Origin of the sequence: Ruminococcus sp. NATIVEDY161 (assembly GCF_045819895.1) — a bacterium.
GTDB lineage: Bacteria > Bacillota > Clostridia > Oscillospirales > Acutalibacteraceae > Ruminococcoides.
Genome location: NZ_CP162392.1, coordinates 605,047 through 622,124 on the forward strand (window position 1 = coordinate 605,047; position 17,078 = coordinate 622,124).

Sequence of the window (17,078 nt, forward strand, 5' to 3'; positions counted from 1 at the left end):
TCTCCGAAGCCGTGGAAAAATGCAATCCACAGTTATATATTCTACCCAATTAAGTGCAATTTTTCAAGTGTTTTTGCGATTTTTTCGCCTTTTGGTAAAATCCTCACCTCTTGGGCAGAAAATGTGCGTAATATTAGTAAAATTGCAATATAAATTACCGCTGCTGCAACGATTGCGATGATGGTTGAGAGCCTGTGGTTCATATGACCTTCGCAAAGCTTGTTGACAAAAAAGGCAACTGCCGAGCTTCCGACCGCTCCGATAAGCGGTTTGATGGTGGTTGAAAAGAAGTTAGGAACGATTCCCGAGTACTTGACGAGCAGGAACATTCCAACCACGCAGATAAGAGCATAAGAGATCAGCGAGCCTGCCGTCGCGCCCTGAATGTTGACCTCGGGCATACTTACAAAAATCCAAGAGGTTCCTATTTTTACGAGCATACAGATGGTGTACAGAATCATTGGCAGCTTTACCCTGCCGATACCGTTGAGCATACTGCAAATCGGGGTGATGATTCCCGTAAAAATAGTTGTGATTCCCATTAGGGTGAGCACGTTGCCGCCGATATTTACCAAATCGGGGCTTGCGTAAATAAAATTCATAACCGGATGCGCCAGCACGCTTAGTCCGAGCGCCATCGGCAGAGTAAACATCATTGTCATTTTAAGCACGGTTTCAATCGAGGTTTTAAGCTCCGCCTTATTGCCCTTTGTATAAGCGCTTGTAACATTCGGCATCGCGCTTGAACCAAACACCTGCGTTACAGCGGTTACAAGCTGCATTAAGGTGAGTGACGCGCCGTAGCAGCCCCACAAACGGGTGTGAATAGTAAACCCATTGCCCTTGCCGCCGAAGAACACCTCGGGCGGATAATACGCCTTATACTGCTCAAACAACGCCTTGGCGTTTGTACCGGCGAGGTTAAAGAGCACGTTCTGAATAATTACCGCGTCAATCAGCGAACCAATACTCATTACGAGCGCTCCGCCCACGATAGGCAGGGCGGTTTTTACGATAATCGCAAAGGTCTCGCGCTTTTGCCTCGCGTCAACGGAGTTTTCAAGGTATTCCGCGGGAATTCCGTCGCCGCCGATTTTGTACTTTAACACAAGATAAAGGAACGAACAAAAGCTCGCGATTGAAATACCGCAGATATTGCCTGCTACGGAAAACGCCAGAATGGTGTTTTCCGCGTCAATATGGTTGTTGCCAAAGTTGATGAACAAAAAACTGCCGGTGGCGCGGTAGTGCTCCATACCGTACTTCATTATTAAAAAGGCGAACAATGCTCCCAAAACGAGCTTTACAACAGCCTCGATAACCTCCGAAACGGCGGTCGGGAACATATTTCGCTGTCCCTCGTAATATCCGCGGTAGATTGAAGTGAGGCAGCCGAAAAGAATTACCGGCGCCAACGCAATCATAGCGTAGATAGCGTACGGGGATTTTATGAAATAGAACGCGTAGGGAAAGCTTACCGCCACCATGGCGAGCATACATACAAGTCCGACAATAGCAAAAAGCGGAATTGAAATTCTGTGAACCAGCTTGACGTCTTTGTAACGCTTTTGCGTCATATTCTCGGAAATAAGCCTTGAAATTACAATAGGCAGTCCGCCTGTCGCTACGGTGAAGATTACGACAAAAACCTCGTAGGCATTGTTGTAAATGCCCACGCCCATTGACGCAAGACTGTCGCCGAACATTGAATAGATATCCGCTAAAATGACCTTGTCCAAAAGTCCGAAAACCTTGACAATAATCATACTGACGGTAAGTATGGCGGCGCCCTTTACAAAGGTTGAAGAAACGCTTTGCTCGGCATTTGCCACCGCGTTGTATTTTTTAGACAAATTAAATCACCTAATTAAAAATAGTTAAAAACGCGCGAATCAGCGCTGTTAAAAACAGCGCTGTCACGCATAAATATCAATAATAATTATTCTGCGGCTTCCTCAGCCTTTTCCTCTGCGTTTTCCTCGACAGCTGCTACAGCTTCCTCGGCGGAATCAATAACTTCCTCGGCAGCTTCTTCGGCTGCGGCAGCGATTGTCTCGTCCTCCTGAACGGCTTCCTCAACCTTATCCTCGTCGATTTTTGCGCCGCAGATGTTGCAGAACAGTGAGTTCTTCGGAACCTTAGCCTCGCACTGGGGACACTTCTTCTGCTCCATAAGATCGTCAAGGTGGTTGTTGATGATTTCAAGGTTTTCCTTGAGCTCCTTAATCTCAGCGATTGCAGCGTTAATCTCTGCGCTCATATCAACGCCGTGAACTCTCTCTTTGTAAGTGAACTTACCGAGATCCTTGAGCTTGTTATTGATGTCGCCTCTGATTTCGGCAGCGGTGAACTTATGTCTTGAAGCGTCGTATACCTGCGCTGCTTTCTTGGAAACAGCCTCAGCGGCGGTTTTTGCGTTAACAACAACGTCGTCAAAAAAATCGTCAAATTTTCCCATGATTATCAACCTTTCATTTTGGGGATTTCTCCCTGATTTTATTTTGTTATTTCATAGTATAACACTATTGAATACAATAATCAACTCAAATTTTGCGTATAAAAAGCGTAAATTTCCTCTTTCCTTTTGAGTATTTCGTCAAATCTGTCGATGTACTCGTAGGGGAACTTAAAATTGAACACTCTTTTGAGGTAATCGGTACTGCTGTTTTTGAGTTTTGTCACTCCGCCCGAGCCGCAGGCGAGTATTGTGTGGGTTTCGTCCATAACATAGACGTTGTACAAGCTCTCGTAACCGCGCTTTGACCAGCCAACATTTTCGAGATTGCCGACCATTCGCGTCTGGCGGTATAGATAGTACGGAATATAACTCTCGGAGATAAGCCTGCTTTGGGCGTATTCGAGCATTTTTTGAGCTCTAAGCGCCTCTTCCCTGTCAATAATTTTGCCGTCCTGCGTGAGGTTTGAGGCTCGCTTCATACATAGCGTGTGAACCGTAATACACTCGGCGTTCAAGTCTATCATTGAATCAAGCGAGGTTTGAAAGCTCTCTACGGTATCGGACGGAAGTCCTGCGATAAGGTCGGTGTTGATATTGTCAAAACCGCATTTCCGCGCCAAATCAAACGCCTGATAAAACTGCTCTGCCTTGTGCTTTCTGCCGATAGCCTTAAGAACTTCGTCGTTTACACTCTGGGGATTAATGCTGATTCTGCCGACGTTATTTTCTTTTAGAGAAATAAGTTTATCTCTCGTGATTGTGTCAGGTCTGCCTGCTTCAACCGTAAACTCGCGGCAGGTACTCATATCAAATTCGGAATTTACGACCGACAGCACGCGACTTAATTGTTCGGCGCTGAGCGTTGTGGGCGTTCCTCCGCCGAAATACACGCTCTCGAGCCTGAGTCCGAGGTCTTTTGCCGCCTTTGCAGTCGCCTTAAGCTCCTCGCAAAGCAAATCAACGTACGGCTCAATCAGCTTTTTTGCGCGTTCAATTGAAGCCATTACAAACGAGCAGTAGCTGCACCTTGACGGGCAAAACGGAATTCCGACGTACAGGCTAAACGATTCGGGCTTTGAAAGGCTCAAAATCTTCCGCTCGTTCTGCTCGGTAATCCGCGCGAGCTCAGCCTTTTGTTCGCTTACGAAAAAGTCGTTTGTAAACCGCGACACCGCGCTGTCGATATCGCTTTCCTCGCTGATTTTCCTCAGCAGCTTTACAGGTCTTACGCCTGTGAGAAGTCCCCACGGCTGAGAGATTTGGCTGTAGTCACGGAGCATTTTGTACAGCATAGAAACCGTTGACAATTCATCGAGCGTATCGTCGTTTTTAATTTCAGCCTCGTCCTCTGCGAAAAAGTCGTTAATCTGCACTTTTACCGTGATTTTATCCGACAGCTCCGAAAAAACGTAAGGCGGCTTTACCTCGGAAAACTCCTTGTAAACGTTTATCTTTTCGTTCGGGAAAAACAGCCTTGTGAGGTTTTCGAGCTCAAACCAAAAGCGGTTGTTTTTTACGTACAGATTCATTTTACAAGCCCCTCATATATGGGTTGAACCTGCGCTCGTGCTCCAGCGTGGTGAACGGGCCGTGGCCGGGGATAACGGTGTAGTCGCCCTCCAAATTCTTTAATCTTTTAAGCGACTGCGTGATAGTATAATCGTCGCCCGTAGGCAGGTCTGTCCTGCCGCAGGATTCGCAGAAAAGCACATCTCCGCAAATCATAACGTCGTCAAATATGAACACTCCGCAGCCGCTTGTGTGGCCGGGGGTGTAGAGATATGTTATTTCAGTCTCACCGAGCATAAACTTTTCGCCGTCGTCGAGCAATATATCCGCCGAAAAAGGCGTCATATCCAAAAAGTGCTTGGCGGTGAGATTGAGCGACGGATTGCTCAAAAATTCGCCGTTATGCTTGCCTGTCACAATCCTCGCGCCGAACATATCTGCAAGCTCCTTTGCGAAAAGAATGTGGTCGTAGTGGCCGTGGGTGAGCATAACATATTCAAGCTTTCCGCCGTCTGACTTAATCTGCTCGATAAGCTTTTGCGATTTTCCACCCGGGTCGACCACTGCGGACTTGCCTGTAGCCTTGTCGACGAGATACGAGCAGTTTGTCATAATCTCGGAAACGTGATAAACCTTAATATCAATCATATTTTTAAATCCTTAGTATCAATATCTATTGTAACAGGGCCGTCGTTTATGAGCGACACCTGCATATCCGCGCCGAAAACGCCCTTTTCAACGTGAATATCATTTCCGCTGACCACGCCGCAAAAATACTCGTAGAGCGGTTCGGCGGTTTCGGGACGAGCCGCGGCGATAAAGCTGGGACGTCTGCCGTGCGAGCAGTCGGCGTACAGCGTGAAGTTTGAAATTATCAGCGCCGAACCTCCGATATCCTTAAGCGAGAGGTTCATTTTGTCGTTTTCATCGGTGAAAATTCTGAGCACCGAAATTTTATCAGCAAGCACCTTGGCATGGCGTTCGTCGTCGCCCTGCCGGACACCGAGCAAAATCAGAAATCCGTTGCCGATTTTGCCGACGGTCTTGCCCTCAATATCCACCTGAGCGGATTTTACCCTTTGAATTATTGCTTTCATATTAAAGCCTCTTTATCTCTTCGATTCCGTTGATGTCGGAGAGCTTTGAAATTACTCCCCTGAGGTGGTTTTTGCCCATTACGTCGATGGTGACGGTGACAACCGCCCTGCCTGTTTTTAACTCGCGCGAATTAAGACTGTGAATGAAGATGTGCATTGTCGACAGCTTAATTGTAACGTCTGCAAGCAGACCTGTGCGGTCGGCGGCGGTGATTTGAAGCGTACTTCTGAACGCTTCGCCAACCTCGTCCTCCCAGTAGCAGTTAATCCAGCGTTCGGGCTCCTCGCACCTTGAAACGTCCTTGGGCACGTTGGTGCAGTTGCGCTTGTGGATAGAAACGCCGTAGCCGCGCGTAATGTAGCCGATAATCTCATCGCCGGGCAGAGGGTTACAGCAGTTAGAGAACTTGACGAGCACGTCGTCGTTGCCCTCAATTACAACTCCCGAGCTCGCCTTTGTGCGCTTAACGGGAGCCTGCGGAACGGTGATATTCTCGATATCCTTGGCGTAGGTCTTTTGATATTCTTCCTTTAGTCTGGGCATGATTTTCCAGAGCTGAATTCCGCCGTAGCCTACCGCGGCGTAGAAGTCATCGAGCGTATTGTACTGCTTTTTGATAGAAATGCTCTTGAAGAATTCGGGGTATTCGTCCTCGGTGAGGTTCATTCCCTGGCGCTTGAACTCACGTTCAATCATCGCCTTGCCCTCGACGATATTTTCGTCGCGCTTTTCATGCTTGAACCACTGGCGGATTTTCGACTTTGCCGAAGCGGTCTTGCAGATATCAATCCAAGCGCGGTTGGGGTGTTCCTCTTTGTGGGTGATAATCTCGCAAATATCGCCTGTTTTGAGGATATAGTCAATCGGAACGATTTTGTTGTTGATTTTTGCGCCTACCATGCGGTGGCCGACCTGGGTATGGATGAGATACGCGAGGTCAATCGGCGTCGAGCCCCTCGGAAGGCTCATAACGTCGCCCTTCGGGGTGAAAACATAAACGTCGTTTTCCGCAAAGTCGTTGCGGATGTTTCGCGCAATATCCGTTGCGTCCTCTTCCTCGAGCTGGTCGAGAATCATACTCTTGAGCTTTTCGATATTCTCGCTGACGCTCTTGCCCGCCTTGCTGTTTGAGCCCATTCCGAGCTTGTACTTCCAGTGAGCCGCGATTCCGTATTCGGCGGTGTAGTGCATATCCCAGGTGCGGATTTGAACCTCAAACGGAATTGCGTTTTTGTCGAGCACGGTGGTGTGCAGGCTCTGGTACATATTCGGCTTGGGCATTGAAATATAGTCCTTAAAGCGGTTCGGGATTGGCTTGAATACGTCGTGCACAACGCCGAGAACATTGTAGCAGTCGGGCACAGTGTCAACAATTACCCTGACTGCGAACACGTCAAAAATCTGGTCGATATTCTGGTTTCGCATAAAGGTCTTGCGGTAAATGCTGTTGATGCTCTTGACCCTGCCGCTGATATAGACGTTCTTAATCGTGTCCTTTGTGCGGTCGAGAATTTGGGATTTTATGTCCTCGATAAATCTCTCGCGCTCGCCTTCCTTAAGCATAATCGCCTGCTCAATTTCCTCGTAGCCGATGGGATCGAGGTACTGCAAAGAACGGTCCTCGAGCTCCTCCTTGATGGTTTTGATACCGAGGCGGTGAGCGATTGGCGCGAAAACCTGCATATTTTCAACGGACTTATCCCTGCGCTTTTGCTCGGGCATAACGTCCATTGTGCGCATATTGTGGAGCCTGTCGGCAAGCTTGATGATGATTACGCGGATGTCGTCCGCCATAGCAATCAGCATTTTGCGGATGTTCTCCGCCTGCTGTTCCTCTTTGGTGGAGTACGGGATTTTTGAAATCTTTGTTACGCCGTCGCAGAGCTTTGCAACGTCGGCGCCGAACATTTTTGTAATTTCGGGCAGAGATACATCGGTGTCCTCGACTACGTCGTGGAGCAGAGCGGCACAGATTGAGTCCTCGTCCATTCCGAGCTCAGCTACAATACACGCAACCGAGGTCGGGTGAAGAATGTACGGAATCCCGGACACTCTGCGCTGGTCTCCGTGAGATTTTTCCGCAAATTCGTAAGCCGAGCGGATTTTTTCAGTATCATATTCGTTGTTCGAGCCCGAGATAATCTTCTCCAGCTCGGAAAAATCCTGATAATGCGCGACGTTTGAATATTTGCTCATCGTGTCACCTCTGTAAGTCCTTTGATAATTGCCGCTGATTCAAGGTTCACCTTTGCGCTGACCTGATTTACCGTAATTTTGCTGATGCTCATACCCTCGCTTATCGTGATAAGCCCGAGCTCGTTCATCGCCTCTAACGCGACGCGGATTTTGCCAAGCGAGAGCTTGTTGCCGAGCTTATAAACGAGAGTATCAAAGCTAAAGCTGTAGCCGCCGTTTGCCCTTAAAAAGCGGTATAACACCGCAAAGTCATCCCTTGACGGCAAAATGCTTTTGAGCTGCTCGCGGTCAAGCATATTTGAACGGCAGAAGCCCTCAAAAATCCGCTGACTTTTCAGCATTTCCTCTGTGTTATCTGCAGCGGCCTTAATGTCCTTTATTATTATAGATACGCTTTTGTTGCCGTTGTATTCGTTAATGTCAAGGGTAACCGCCAAGTCAACCGCGTCGCCCTTTTGGTAGGGGAACTCCTCGGTTGTAGTGAAGAAAAGCATTGCGCTGAGCGTTGAATTTCCCCTTGATACGATTAATTTAAGGTGCTTATTATTCGATAAAGGAATTATACTGTTGATTTTCATATTGTACAGCCCGAAAATGGGAGTTGGATTACCTGCTCCGAAGGGCTGCATATGGGTTAAATCCTCTGCGATGTCAAGAGAAATACCGGCAGGATTTAGCTTGCAGTCGATTTTCAGCGCGTCAAACGGCATTGAATCGACCGAATTCGCGTACTCGTTAATTCTTTTACGGAATAATTCTATATTATCCGACTTAAGCGACAGACCGACCGCCATAGGGTGTCCGCCGTAGTGAGTAAGCAAATCCGAACATTCGGCAACCGCGTCGCAAAGCGCAAAGCCCTCTACGCTTCTGCCCGAAGCCTTGGCGTTTTCGCCGTCGCGGGAAATGATAATCGCGGGCTTGCCGTAGGTTTCCTTAACGCGCGAGGCGACGATTCCGATTACGCCCTGGTGCCAATTTTCGCCGTCAATTACAATTACACGGTCAAAAATCAGCGAAGGATTTTGCTGAATTTTCAAATCTATTTTTTGCAGGATTTCTGTTTCTATTTGCCGTCTTTCGGTGTTGTCCTCGCCCATCGCGGCGGCAATCTGCCGTGCCTCGTCATAGTCCTCGGTGAGCAGGAGCTCAACAGATTTGCCCGAAAGCCCCAGCCTTCCGACGGCGTTAATTCTCGGCACTAAGGTGAACGACACCTTGCCTGCGGTTAGCGGTTTTCCGCTAAGGCCTGAATTTTCAATCAACGCGGCAATTCCCGGACGGTCGGAGTTCTGCATACTTTGAAGTCCGCGCTTTACAAAAACGCGGTTCTCTACCCTGAGCTCTACGATGTCGCCGATTGTGCCGAGAGCGAGCAGGTCGGCGTAATTATCGAGTAGCATATCGGTATCGCAAAACTCGCCCTCAAGAGCCATTATGAGCTTGAACGCCACGCCTACGCCCGAAAGCTGCTTAAATTTGCTCGGGCAGTCAGTGCGGTGCAAGTCTACAACCGCGCAGGCGTTAGGTAGCTCATCGAGAGGCATATGGTGGTCGGTTACCACGGTGTCGATACCAAGCGTTCTTGCGTGGTCAATCTCCTTAGCCGCGGCAATTCCGTTATCAACCGTGACAATAAGATTAACGCCCTTTTCGGCAAGCGTATCAACCGCGCCGGTGTTCATTCCGTAGCCCTCGTTTTCGCGCGAGGGTATGTAATAAATCACGTTTGCGCCGACAGTTTCGAGGTATGAATATAGTAAAGCGGTCGAGGTTACGCCGTCGGCGTCGTAGTCGCCGTAAACGCAGATTAGCTCGCCGCTGTCTATCGCCTGCTGAACGCGCTTAGCCGCCTTGTCCATATCCTTAATCTCAAACGGAGAGGATATGAAGCTTTCGTTATTAAGAAAATCGTCAATTTCCTCAGCCGATTTTATATTTCTTGTCTGGAGCAACATAGCGATAATTGCCGGCAATCCATATTCACTTTGTATTGCGCCTGCTTCGGCGCGGTTCAGCCCGGCAATGTTCCAAAGCTTCATTATGTCGCGTCCTTTCTGTTGCTATATTTCATATTTAGAATTATTTATCATTTCCTCAGCGTGGCTCAGTGCCGCCTGAGTGATGTTAACTCCGCCGATAATTCGCGCGAGTTCGTTTACTCTGCCTTCGTGGTCGAGAAGTGAAACCTCGGTGAAGGTTCTGTCGTTTTCAAACTGCTTTTCTATGAGGTAGTGCGAATCCGCCAGAGCCGCAATCTGCGCCTGGTGGGTTACGCAGAGCACCTGACGTGAGTTTGAAACTTCCTTAAGCTTTAAGCCGACCTTTTCTGCCGCTGAGCCTGAAATTCCCGTGTCAACCTCGTCAAAAATCAGGGTGTCAACGGTGTCGGTTGAAGCGAGGACGGTCTTAATCGCGAGCATCATTCGCGACAGCTCGCCGCCCGAGGCGATTTTTGCGACGGGACGTGGTTTTTCGCCGGGATTTGCGGAGATTAAAAGCTCCGCCTTGTCGATACCCTTCGGGAATAATTCGACCGTTTCAAACACCGGAACAAGCTCGACGTTCGGCATATTCAGAAAACGCATTTCGTCCCTGACCTTTTCCGCAAAGTCTGCCGCGGCGGATTTTCTCGTTTTGCTGAGCTTTTCAGCCGCTTCAAGTGCAAGGCTTTTGGCGTTTGCGCAGGCGGCAATCAGCTCGTCGCGGTTTTTATCGTAATTTACAAGCTCGTCAAGCCTTGCCTGCATTTCGTCCGCGAGACCCGGCAGCTCGTCGCTTGTGCAGTTGTACTTTCTGCAAAGGCGGTTGATTAAATCAAGGCGCTCCTCAATTTCCTCAAGCCGCGCAGGGTCGCTCTCGAGACTGTCAATCATATCGGATACCGACTCGGAAACGTCCTGCAAATTATAGTAAATATCAGTGAGATTCGCGCTGATTTCCTCGTAATCGGGATTGAAGTTTGAGGCGGTTCTCAGCGCGGATGAAGCGATATCGACGGCTTCAAGTCCGCCCGATTCCTCGCCCGAGAGCGCGGATTTTGCCTTGTTAAGCAGGGAGAAAATCTTTTCAAAATTCATAAGCGCGCCGCGCTCGGAATCAAGCTGTTCCTCCTCGCCTTGCTGAATATCAGCGTCGTAAAGCTCGGTTGTCTGGAAGGAGAGCAAATCAATCTCGCGAAGGCGTTCGCTTTCGTCGGAATTCGCTTCATCTAATTTCTTTTGAAGAATTTTATATTGTGAGAATTTTTCTTTATAATCCTCTAAAAGCGGCGCGCAGCCGCCGTAGCTGTCGATGTAATCAATGTGTGTTTCGGGCGAAAAAAGCTCGTAGCTCTCGTGCTGACCGTGAATGTTAATCAGGTTAACGGAAAGCTCGCGGAGCATTGAAAGCGTTGCGGGCTTGCCGTTGATTTTGCAGGTGTTTTTGCCCGAGGCGTTTAGTGTACGCTGTAAAATCAGCGTTCCGTCCTCGTCGTCAAAGCCTAAGTCTTGGAGCTTTTGCTTAATAACATCGTTAATTTCGTCAAACGACGCGCTGACAAACGCCGATGACGCGCCTGTGCGGATAATATCCTTTGAGGTGCGCTGCCCCATAATCGCGTTAATCGCGTCTATAATTATACTTTTACCGGCGCCGGTCTCGCCCGTTAGGACGTTAAGCCCGGTGTTAAAGTCGATTGAGCATTTTTCAATTACTGCAATGTTCTCAATGTATAAGGTTGAAATCATTTTATCTGTCCTTACTTAATCTGAACTGCTTTAGCGTTGATACAAGCGAACGCGCGTGTTCGTCCGTGCGGCATGCCACAAAGATAGTGTCGTCGCCGGCTATTGTGCCGACAATCGCGCTGTTTCCTGTGGAATCGAGAGCCGCGCAAACGGCGTTAGCCATACCGCTTAGGGTTTTTATTACCACAATGTTCTGCGCCAAATCCATTGAAACTACCGACGACAAAAAGAGCTGGTCGAAGTTTGAGCGGATTTCGGATGAACTCGCCTGAGCCTCGGTGTAGCGGTATTTTCCGTCGCTTCCGAGGGTTTTTACAAGCCTTAAATCCTTGATATCGCGCGAGATTGTAGCCTGAGTTACCTTGTAGCCCTCGGTTTTAAGGCGCGACAAAAGCTCGTCCTGCGTTTCGATTGGGTGCTCGCTGATGATTTCGAGAATTTTTGAATGTCTGCTGCTTTTCATTATATTTCCCTTTCTCTGAGCTTTTGGTTGAGCTTGCGGTAAAAATTGAGCTTGTTTATCGAGATTAGCTTTAGGCTGCGACCCGATTTTCTGACGATTACCCTGTCACCCTCGGCAATGTTGATGTTAACCTCGCCATCGACGGTCAAAAGGCAGCTGCAGCCCTCAGGGATTTTTGCGGATACAGAGAGCGTTGACTCGCCGTCAAAGAGCACTGAACGCGAAAACAGTGAGTGCGGACATACCGGTGTCATCAAAATGCAGTCCATCTGCGGAGAGATTATCGGGCCGCCTGCCGAAAGCGAGTACGCGGTTGAGCCTGTCGGCGTTGAGAAAAGTATGCCGTCGGCGCGGTATTTTGAGATTTCCTCGCCGTTCAGACAGAGCGATAAATCGACAATTTTTGAGAGCTGACCGTGAGCAACTACCGCGTCATTAACCGCGAGGTAATGCTTTGACGGTCCCTTGCTCTGAACCTCGATATCGAGTAAAATGCGGTTTTCGGTGACGTAATCTCCGCTCAAAAGCCGTTTTAACGCCCCGATATCCTCAACCTCCAAATCTGCGGCAAAGCCGAGCCTGCCTACATTTACGCCGATAAGCGGCTTGTCAGCGCAGGCGGCGTGCTTGGCGGCGTGAATTATTGTTCCGTCTCCGCCGACGGTTACGGCGATATCGCAGCAGCCGAAAAGTGCGTCGATATTATCAAAAAACTCAACGTGCTCAAATTCAAGATAATCCTCGCATTCCTTCAACGCGCAGAGCCGCGCGCCGTTATCATACAGCAAATTGCAGATAGATTCGGCGCAGGCGACCGCCTTTGGTTTTGAAAGGTTAACAATAATCGCGATTTTCATAGCAAATACCTATTTGTCGAGTTGTTCGTGAGAGCGCTTAACAAGCTCCTCGGGAGTTACGGTTGTATAAGATTTGGGATCGTCGGATTTTCTGAGGTGGATAAGGTACTCAATGTTGCCCTCGGGGCCTTTTATCGGTGAAAAGTCGAGGTTGAGCACATCAAAGCCGTTTTGCAGAACAAAGTCGTAAATGCCCTGAACCACCTCGGCGTGTACGGCAGGATCGCGCACAACGCCTTTCTTACCGACCTTTTCCCTGCCTGCCTCAAACTGGGGTTTAATCAGGCAGACCGCCTCGGCGTTTTCCGCCATAAGCTGACGAGCTACAGGCAAAATCAGCCTGAGTGAGATAAACGAAACGTCTACCGAGAAAAAGTCGATATCATCGGGAACCTGCTCGCGAGTAACCTTGCGCATATTGGTGCGTTCGAGGTTGACAACGCGGTCGTCGGTTCGAAGCTTCCACGCGAGCTGACCGTAGCCTACGTCAATTGAGTAGACCTTTTTTGCTCCGTTTTGGAGCATACAGTCGGTAAAGCCGCCCGTTGAAGCGCCGATATCCATCGTAGTTTTATCCTTCAGATCGAGGTCGAAATTGTCGATTGCCTTTTCGAGCTTCAAACCGCCGCGGCTGACGTATTTAAGCGTCGCGCCGCGAACCTCGATACTTACATTTTCATCATACGAAGTACCGCACTTGTCCGCCTTTTGATTATCGACATACACCTGACCTGCCATTATAATGGCTTTTGCCTTTTCTCTGCTTTCGGCAAAGCCCTTTTCATATACCAAAACATCAAGTCTTTTTTTCATTAGCCAAGTCCTTAATTACTACCTCTGTCATACCCTCGCTGTCGAGCTTAAGCATTTTAAGCGCCTCGTTAACCGACATCTGCTTTACAAACTTGTCGTGAATCGCCTTAAGGTGATAATTGCCTGTAAAGCCCACGTGGGTGAGCATATCCGAGAAGGTACGCGCGATTCCGCCGTTTTTGATGCCCTCCTCAAAGAACCAAACACTCTTAAAGCCCTTTGCGTACTCAACGGTTTCGGAGTTAATCGGTTTGATTTTGCATAGCTTTAGCAGGCAGACGTTAACTCCCTGCTCCTTCAACAGCCCGTAAGCCCTTGCGGCGTATGAAAACATTCTGCCGTAGGTGACGATGAGGTAGTCAGCGTTTGTGTCGCCGTAAATATTATAATCGGTGCTTTCCTCTCCAAATCCCTCGGGCTTATACAGCTCACCTCCGCGCGGATAGCGCACAACCGCGAGACCTTCCTGATTATACAGAGCTTCATACATCGACATCCTTAGTCCGTCAAAGTATGTCGGAGAGAAAACCGTGGTATTCGGGATTGAATTAAGCATTGAGACGTCGAACACACCCTGGTGGGTTTCGCCGTCGGCGCCTACGATTCCGGCGCGGTCAACCGCGAGAACAAGGTGCAAATCTCCCAATGCCGCGTCATGAATAAGCTGGTCGTAGGCTCGCTGCAAAAACGTAGAGTACACCGCAAAAACAGGCCTCATTCCCTTTGAAGCGAGTCCGCAGCCGAAGGTAACGGCGTGCTCCTCAGCAATTCCGACGTCAAAAAATCTGTTCTTGTACTGCTTGGAGAATTCGTTAAGACCTGTGCCGCCTGTCATAGCCGCCGTGATCGCGCAAAGCTTGTCATCGGTCTGTGCGAACTCGCACATAGTCTTGCCGAATTCGGCGGAAAAGCCCTTGTGGCTCGAAATCGGCTCGCCCGAGTCAATGTCAAACTGACCGATACCGTGGAATTCGCCGGGGTTATCCTCGGCAGGCTGATAGCCCTTGCCCTTTTTTGTAACCACGTGAACGAGCACAGGAGTTCTTGACTTTTTGGCAGCGGTAAAGGCGTTTTCAAGCTCCTCTACGTTGTGGCCGTCAATCGGGCCGAGATATGTAAATCCGAAGCAGTCGAACAGAGTATTTTTATAAACAAGGTTTTTAATTTTTGATTTACTGCGCCTGAGCACGCCCTTTATTCCCCAGCCGATAACCGGAATTTTGGTGAGGATTTTCTCCGTTCCTCGCTTAACGCGGATATACCAAGGCTGAATACGCACGGTCGTGAGGTATCTGGGGATTGCGCCGACGTTCTTTGAAATTGACATTTTATTGTCGTTGAGAACCACGATGAAGTTCTTGTTAAAACGTCCGGCGTTGTTCATCGCCTCAAAAGCCAAGCCTCCGGTAAACGAGCCGTCTCCGATTACCGCGATGGTGTGGCTTTGGTCGCCGCTGAGCAGCTTTGCATTGGCAATACCGAACGCCGCGGAGATTGAGGTGCTGCTGTGGCCGGTGTTGAAGTCGTCGTAAATGCTCTCGGCTCTTTTCGGAAAGCCTGAGATTCCGTCCTTCTGCCTGAGCGTATCAAACTTTGAAAATCTGCCTGTCAGGAGCTTATGAGTGTAGCTCTGATGGCCGACGTCCCAGACAAGGCTGTCCTTCGGAAAATCAAAACTGCGGTGCATTGCGACGGTCAGCTCGACAACACCAAGGTTTGGCGAAAGATGGCCGCCGTTTACCGAGACAACCTCAACGAGCTTTTCGCGGATTTCGGTGCAAAGCGAGGGCACGTCCTCGCTCTTTATCTTTTTGACGTCCTCAGGTGATTTAATTGTAGAAAGTAGCTTATACTCACCCATTGTGTTTTCCTTATTTCTAATAAAGAAGTTTAATTCTTTCTCTTTGCAAGCTCAAGGGCGAATTCCCTGAGCGAATCGGAGTTGTTTTCAAACGCGTCGAGCGCGTCAATCGCGCCCTGTGTAAGCTCGTCCACGAGCTGACGGCATTTGTCAATTCCCAACAGCGAAACATAGGTTGACTTGCTGTTTTCATCGTCGCTGCCAACGGGCTTTCCGAGCTCCTCGTCAGAGGATGTTTGGTCGAGAATATCGTCCTGAATTTGGAACGCTATTCCGATTTTCTCGGCGTAATCGGAAGCCGCCTTAAGCTGAGCCTCGCTTGCCCCTGCGCTGATACAGCCAAGCTCGCAAGCCGCCTTGATTAAGCAGGCGGTTTTTTTGTAATCCATCTCCTGCAAAACCTCAATCGGGGCGTTGGTATTCTCGCTCATAAGGTCAATCACCTGTCCGCCGACCATACCCGTAGAGCCTACGTAACGCGCAAGCGCGTTTGCGGATTTGCGGCAGGCTTTGTCGCCCATCAGCTCAGCCGCCTTGTCGGATGAAAGGATTTCAAAAGCGGTCGTCTGCAGCGCGTCGCCTGCCAAAAGCGCGATATCCTCACCGAAAACCTTGTGGTTTGAAGGCTTGCCGCGGCGAAGGTCGTCGTCGTCCATACAGGGCAAATCGTCGTGAATAAGCGAGTAGGTGTGAATCATCTCAACCGCGCAGGCGCCCGGAACAGCCGCCTCGGGATTGCCGCCGCACAGCGCGTTAAACTCAAAAACAAGCCTCGGACGGACGCGCTTTCCGCCTGCTTCAAGGCTGTATTTCATCGACTCAATCAGCTTTGACTCTCTGCAGTTTAAGTCCGGCAGAAAATCAAACAGCGCCTTTTCGGTTAATTCAATATAATTATTCTTCATAAAAATCCGCTCCTTCAAGCTCGGCAGCGTCCTTCCAGTTTTCTGCTCCGAGCTGTGCGAGCCGCTCGTTAACCTCGGTGATTTTGCCCTGATAGCCGTTAAGCTCGGTCATCGAAAATTCAATCAGCTCGCAGATTTTTGTATATAATTCCATTGATTCCTTTAGGGGAAGCGCCTCGCTTTCGAGCTTTGAAACATACTGCTCGATGAGCTCGCCTGCCTGTTCAACGGTTAGGTTCTTTTTATCCATTTTTACTGTCCTCCATACCAGCATACTCAAGCAGGCGCTGAATTCTGTGATTTGCTCCGCTCCTGCTTATCGGCGGATTTAGGTTTTGGCCGAGGTCTCTGAGCGACATCTCGGGATTTTCAAGGCGGAGATACGCAATCTCACGTAAATCGCTTGGCAGGGTATCAAGCCCCTGCTTTTGTTTGATAAGCTTAATCGCCTCAATCTGCCTTGCCGAAGCCGAGGCGACCTTGCCGATATTCGCCATCTCGCCGTTAATGCGGCGGTTGATGTTGTTGCGCACCTGCTTAACCGCCTTTGTGCCCATAATTTCCATGGCGCTTATGGGAGCGCCTATGTATGTCAGCAGGTCGCAGATTTGCTCGCTGCCCTTAAAATAAACGATATAATTTCCGCTGCGCAGAACGGTCTTTGGCAAAAAACTGCACTCGGTAACTTCACCGAGTATTTTGCACAAATCCGCCGCTAAGTTTTTGTATGAAACGCAAAATTCCGCGTGATAGCTTTTCATCGGGTCGGAAGCCGAGCCGCAACTGAGGAACACTCCCCTTAAGAACGCCCGGGCAAGCTCCTCGCTGTAGATGTTGGCGCGGTTGACCCTGAGCGTTACCTGAGCCGCGGAATGTCCGAAGTCGTCAAAAATCCTCTTGCACTCGCCCCCGTCTATCACCGAGATTTTGAAAAGATGGCTCTGACCTGATTTTGCGCGGAGAGCCGCCTGCTTTTCGATAATCGGCATATAGAGGTTTTGCAGAAGCATTGTTATTCTTCTGACGGCGTCGACGCTCTCGGTGGTAAAGACAATCTCGTCCTCGCGGAAGGTCTTGCCGAAAATCAACATTCCGTAAAGCTCAGCCTTTAGCAAATCGCGTTCATACGCTTCCGCCGTGCACAGCTCTTTTTTTATGTCGGAAGAAAAAGACACTTTGTACTCCTA

At 49.2% G+C, this 17,078-nt stretch carries 15 protein-coding genes; all 15 read right to left on the reverse strand.

The features are described 5' to 3' along the window. Nucleotides 1-41: 41 nt before the first annotated feature. Entirely contained in the window at nucleotides 42-1,853 is a 1,812-nt protein-coding gene (locus tag AB1I50_RS02890; protein ID WP_407724709.1) for a putative polysaccharide biosynthesis protein, read from the reverse strand. Nucleotides 1,854-1,939: 86 nt separating this feature from the next. Then, nucleotides 1,940-2,458, reverse strand: coding sequence for a zinc-ribbon domain-containing protein (locus tag AB1I50_RS02895; RefSeq protein ID WP_407724710.1), 519 nt, complete (start codon nucleotides 2,456-2,458; stop codon nucleotides 1,940-1,942). An 80-nt stretch (nucleotides 2,459-2,538) separates the two neighbouring features. Further along, nucleotides 2,539-3,987 (reverse strand): coproporphyrinogen dehydrogenase HemZ, encoded by a 1,449-nt coding sequence (hemZ, locus tag AB1I50_RS02900; protein ID WP_407724711.1) that lies wholly within the window; start codon nucleotides 3,985-3,987, stop codon nucleotides 2,539-2,541. 1 nt (nucleotide 3,988) lies between these two features. Continuing rightward, on the reverse strand, nucleotides 3,989-4,615 hold the full coding sequence (locus AB1I50_RS02905) for an MBL fold metallo-hydrolase (protein ID WP_407724712.1): 627 nt from the start codon (nucleotides 4,613-4,615) through the stop codon (nucleotides 3,989-3,991). Further along, the gene (dtd, locus tag AB1I50_RS02910; protein ID WP_407724713.1) at nucleotides 4,612-5,064 is read right to left on the reverse strand and encodes a D-aminoacyl-tRNA deacylase; all 453 of its coding nucleotides are present in this window, start codon (nucleotides 5,062-5,064) and stop codon (nucleotides 4,612-4,614) included. The genes AB1I50_RS02905 and dtd overlap by 4 nt, the downstream gene beginning before the upstream one ends. A 1-nt stretch (nucleotide 5,065) precedes the next feature. Further along, on the reverse strand, nucleotides 5,066-7,261 hold the full coding sequence (locus tag AB1I50_RS02915; RefSeq protein WP_407724714.1) for a RelA/SpoT family protein: 2,196 nt from the start codon (nucleotides 7,259-7,261) through the stop codon (nucleotides 5,066-5,068). Continuing rightward, nucleotides 7,258-9,303, reverse strand: coding sequence for a single-stranded-DNA-specific exonuclease RecJ (gene recJ, locus AB1I50_RS02920; RefSeq protein WP_407724715.1), 2,046 nt, complete (start codon nucleotides 9,301-9,303; stop codon nucleotides 7,258-7,260). The genes AB1I50_RS02915 and recJ overlap by 4 nt, the downstream gene beginning before the upstream one ends. A gap of 21 nt (nucleotides 9,304-9,324) precedes the next feature. Next, the gene (recN, locus tag AB1I50_RS02925) at nucleotides 9,325-10,992 is read right to left on the reverse strand and encodes a DNA repair protein RecN (protein ID WP_407724716.1); all 1,668 of its coding nucleotides are present in this window, start codon (nucleotides 10,990-10,992) and stop codon (nucleotides 9,325-9,327) included. 1 nt (nucleotide 10,993) lies between these two features. Beyond that, nucleotides 10,994-11,455, reverse strand: coding sequence for an arginine repressor (gene argR, locus AB1I50_RS02930; protein ID WP_407724717.1), 462 nt, complete (start codon nucleotides 11,453-11,455; stop codon nucleotides 10,994-10,996). Then, on the reverse strand, nucleotides 11,455-12,312 hold the full coding sequence (locus tag AB1I50_RS02935) for an NAD(+)/NADH kinase (RefSeq protein ID WP_407724718.1): 858 nt from the start codon (nucleotides 12,310-12,312) through the stop codon (nucleotides 11,455-11,457). Before AB1I50_RS02935 ends, argR begins: the two co-directional genes overlap by 1 nt. A gap of 9 nt (nucleotides 12,313-12,321) precedes the next feature. After that, the gene (locus AB1I50_RS02940) at nucleotides 12,322-13,125 is read right to left on the reverse strand and encodes a TlyA family RNA methyltransferase (RefSeq protein ID WP_407724719.1); all 804 of its coding nucleotides are present in this window, start codon (nucleotides 13,123-13,125) and stop codon (nucleotides 12,322-12,324) included. After that, nucleotides 13,109-14,986, reverse strand: a complete 1,878-nt coding sequence (dxs, locus tag AB1I50_RS02945) for a 1-deoxy-D-xylulose-5-phosphate synthase (RefSeq protein WP_407724720.1) — start codon at nucleotides 14,984-14,986, stop codon at nucleotides 13,109-13,111. Before dxs ends, AB1I50_RS02940 begins: the two co-directional genes overlap by 17 nt. A 29-nt stretch (nucleotides 14,987-15,015) precedes the next feature. Next, nucleotides 15,016-15,891 carry a polyprenyl synthetase family protein gene (locus AB1I50_RS02950; RefSeq protein ID WP_407724721.1) on the reverse strand — a complete coding sequence of 292 codons (876 nt, stop codon included), beginning with the start codon at nucleotides 15,889-15,891 and terminating at the stop codon, nucleotides 15,016-15,018. Beyond that, entirely contained in the window at nucleotides 15,881-16,141 is a 261-nt protein-coding gene (locus tag AB1I50_RS02955; RefSeq protein ID WP_407724722.1) for an exodeoxyribonuclease VII small subunit, read from the reverse strand. The genes AB1I50_RS02950 and AB1I50_RS02955 overlap by 11 nt, the downstream gene beginning before the upstream one ends. After that, the gene (gene whiA, locus AB1I50_RS02960) at nucleotides 16,134-17,066 is read right to left on the reverse strand and encodes a DNA-binding protein WhiA (protein ID WP_407724723.1); all 933 of its coding nucleotides are present in this window, start codon (nucleotides 17,064-17,066) and stop codon (nucleotides 16,134-16,136) included. Before whiA ends, AB1I50_RS02955 begins: the two co-directional genes overlap by 8 nt. Nucleotides 17,067-17,078 lie beyond the last annotated feature (12 nt).

Excerpts from the sequence above, each read along its gene's own strand:
- AB1I50_RS02895 (WP_407724710.1), bottom strand. The coding sequence starts at position 2,458 with ATGGGAAAATTTGACGATTTTTTTGACGACGTTGTTGTTAACGCAAAA.
- hemZ (WP_407724711.1), bottom strand. The coding sequence starts at position 3,987 with ATGAATCTGTACGTAAAAAACAACCGCTTTTGGTTTGAGCTCGAAAAC.
- AB1I50_RS02905 (WP_407724712.1), bottom strand. The coding sequence starts at position 4,615 with ATGATTGATATTAAGGTTTATCACGTTTCCGAGATTATGACAAACTGC.
- dtd (WP_407724713.1), bottom strand. The coding sequence starts at position 5,064 with ATGAAAGCAATAATTCAAAGGGTAAAATCCGCTCAGGTGGATATTGAG.
- AB1I50_RS02915 (WP_407724714.1), bottom strand. The coding sequence starts at position 7,261 with ATGAGCAAATATTCAAACGTCGCGCATTATCAGGATTTTTCCGAGCTG.
- recJ (WP_407724715.1), bottom strand. The coding sequence starts at position 9,303 with ATGAAGCTTTGGAACATTGCCGGGCTGAACCGCGCCGAAGCAGGCGCA.
- recN (WP_407724716.1), bottom strand. The coding sequence starts at position 10,992 with ATGATTTCAACCTTATACATTGAGAACATTGCAGTAATTGAAAAATGC.
- argR (WP_407724717.1), bottom strand. The coding sequence starts at position 11,455 with ATGAAAAGCAGCAGACATTCAAAAATTCTCGAAATCATCAGCGAGCAC.
- AB1I50_RS02935 (WP_407724718.1), bottom strand. The coding sequence starts at position 12,312 with ATGAAAATCGCGATTATTGTTAACCTTTCAAAACCAAAGGCGGTCGCC.
- AB1I50_RS02940 (WP_407724719.1), bottom strand. The coding sequence starts at position 13,125 with ATGAAAAAAAGACTTGATGTTTTGGTATATGAAAAGGGCTTTGCCGAA.
- dxs (WP_407724720.1), bottom strand. The coding sequence starts at position 14,986 with ATGGGTGAGTATAAGCTACTTTCTACAATTAAATCACCTGAGGACGTC.
- AB1I50_RS02950 (WP_407724721.1), bottom strand. The coding sequence starts at position 15,891 with ATGAAGAATAATTATATTGAATTAACCGAAAAGGCGCTGTTTGATTTT.
- AB1I50_RS02955 (WP_407724722.1), bottom strand. The coding sequence starts at position 16,141 with ATGGATAAAAAGAACCTAACCGTTGAACAGGCAGGCGAGCTCATCGAG.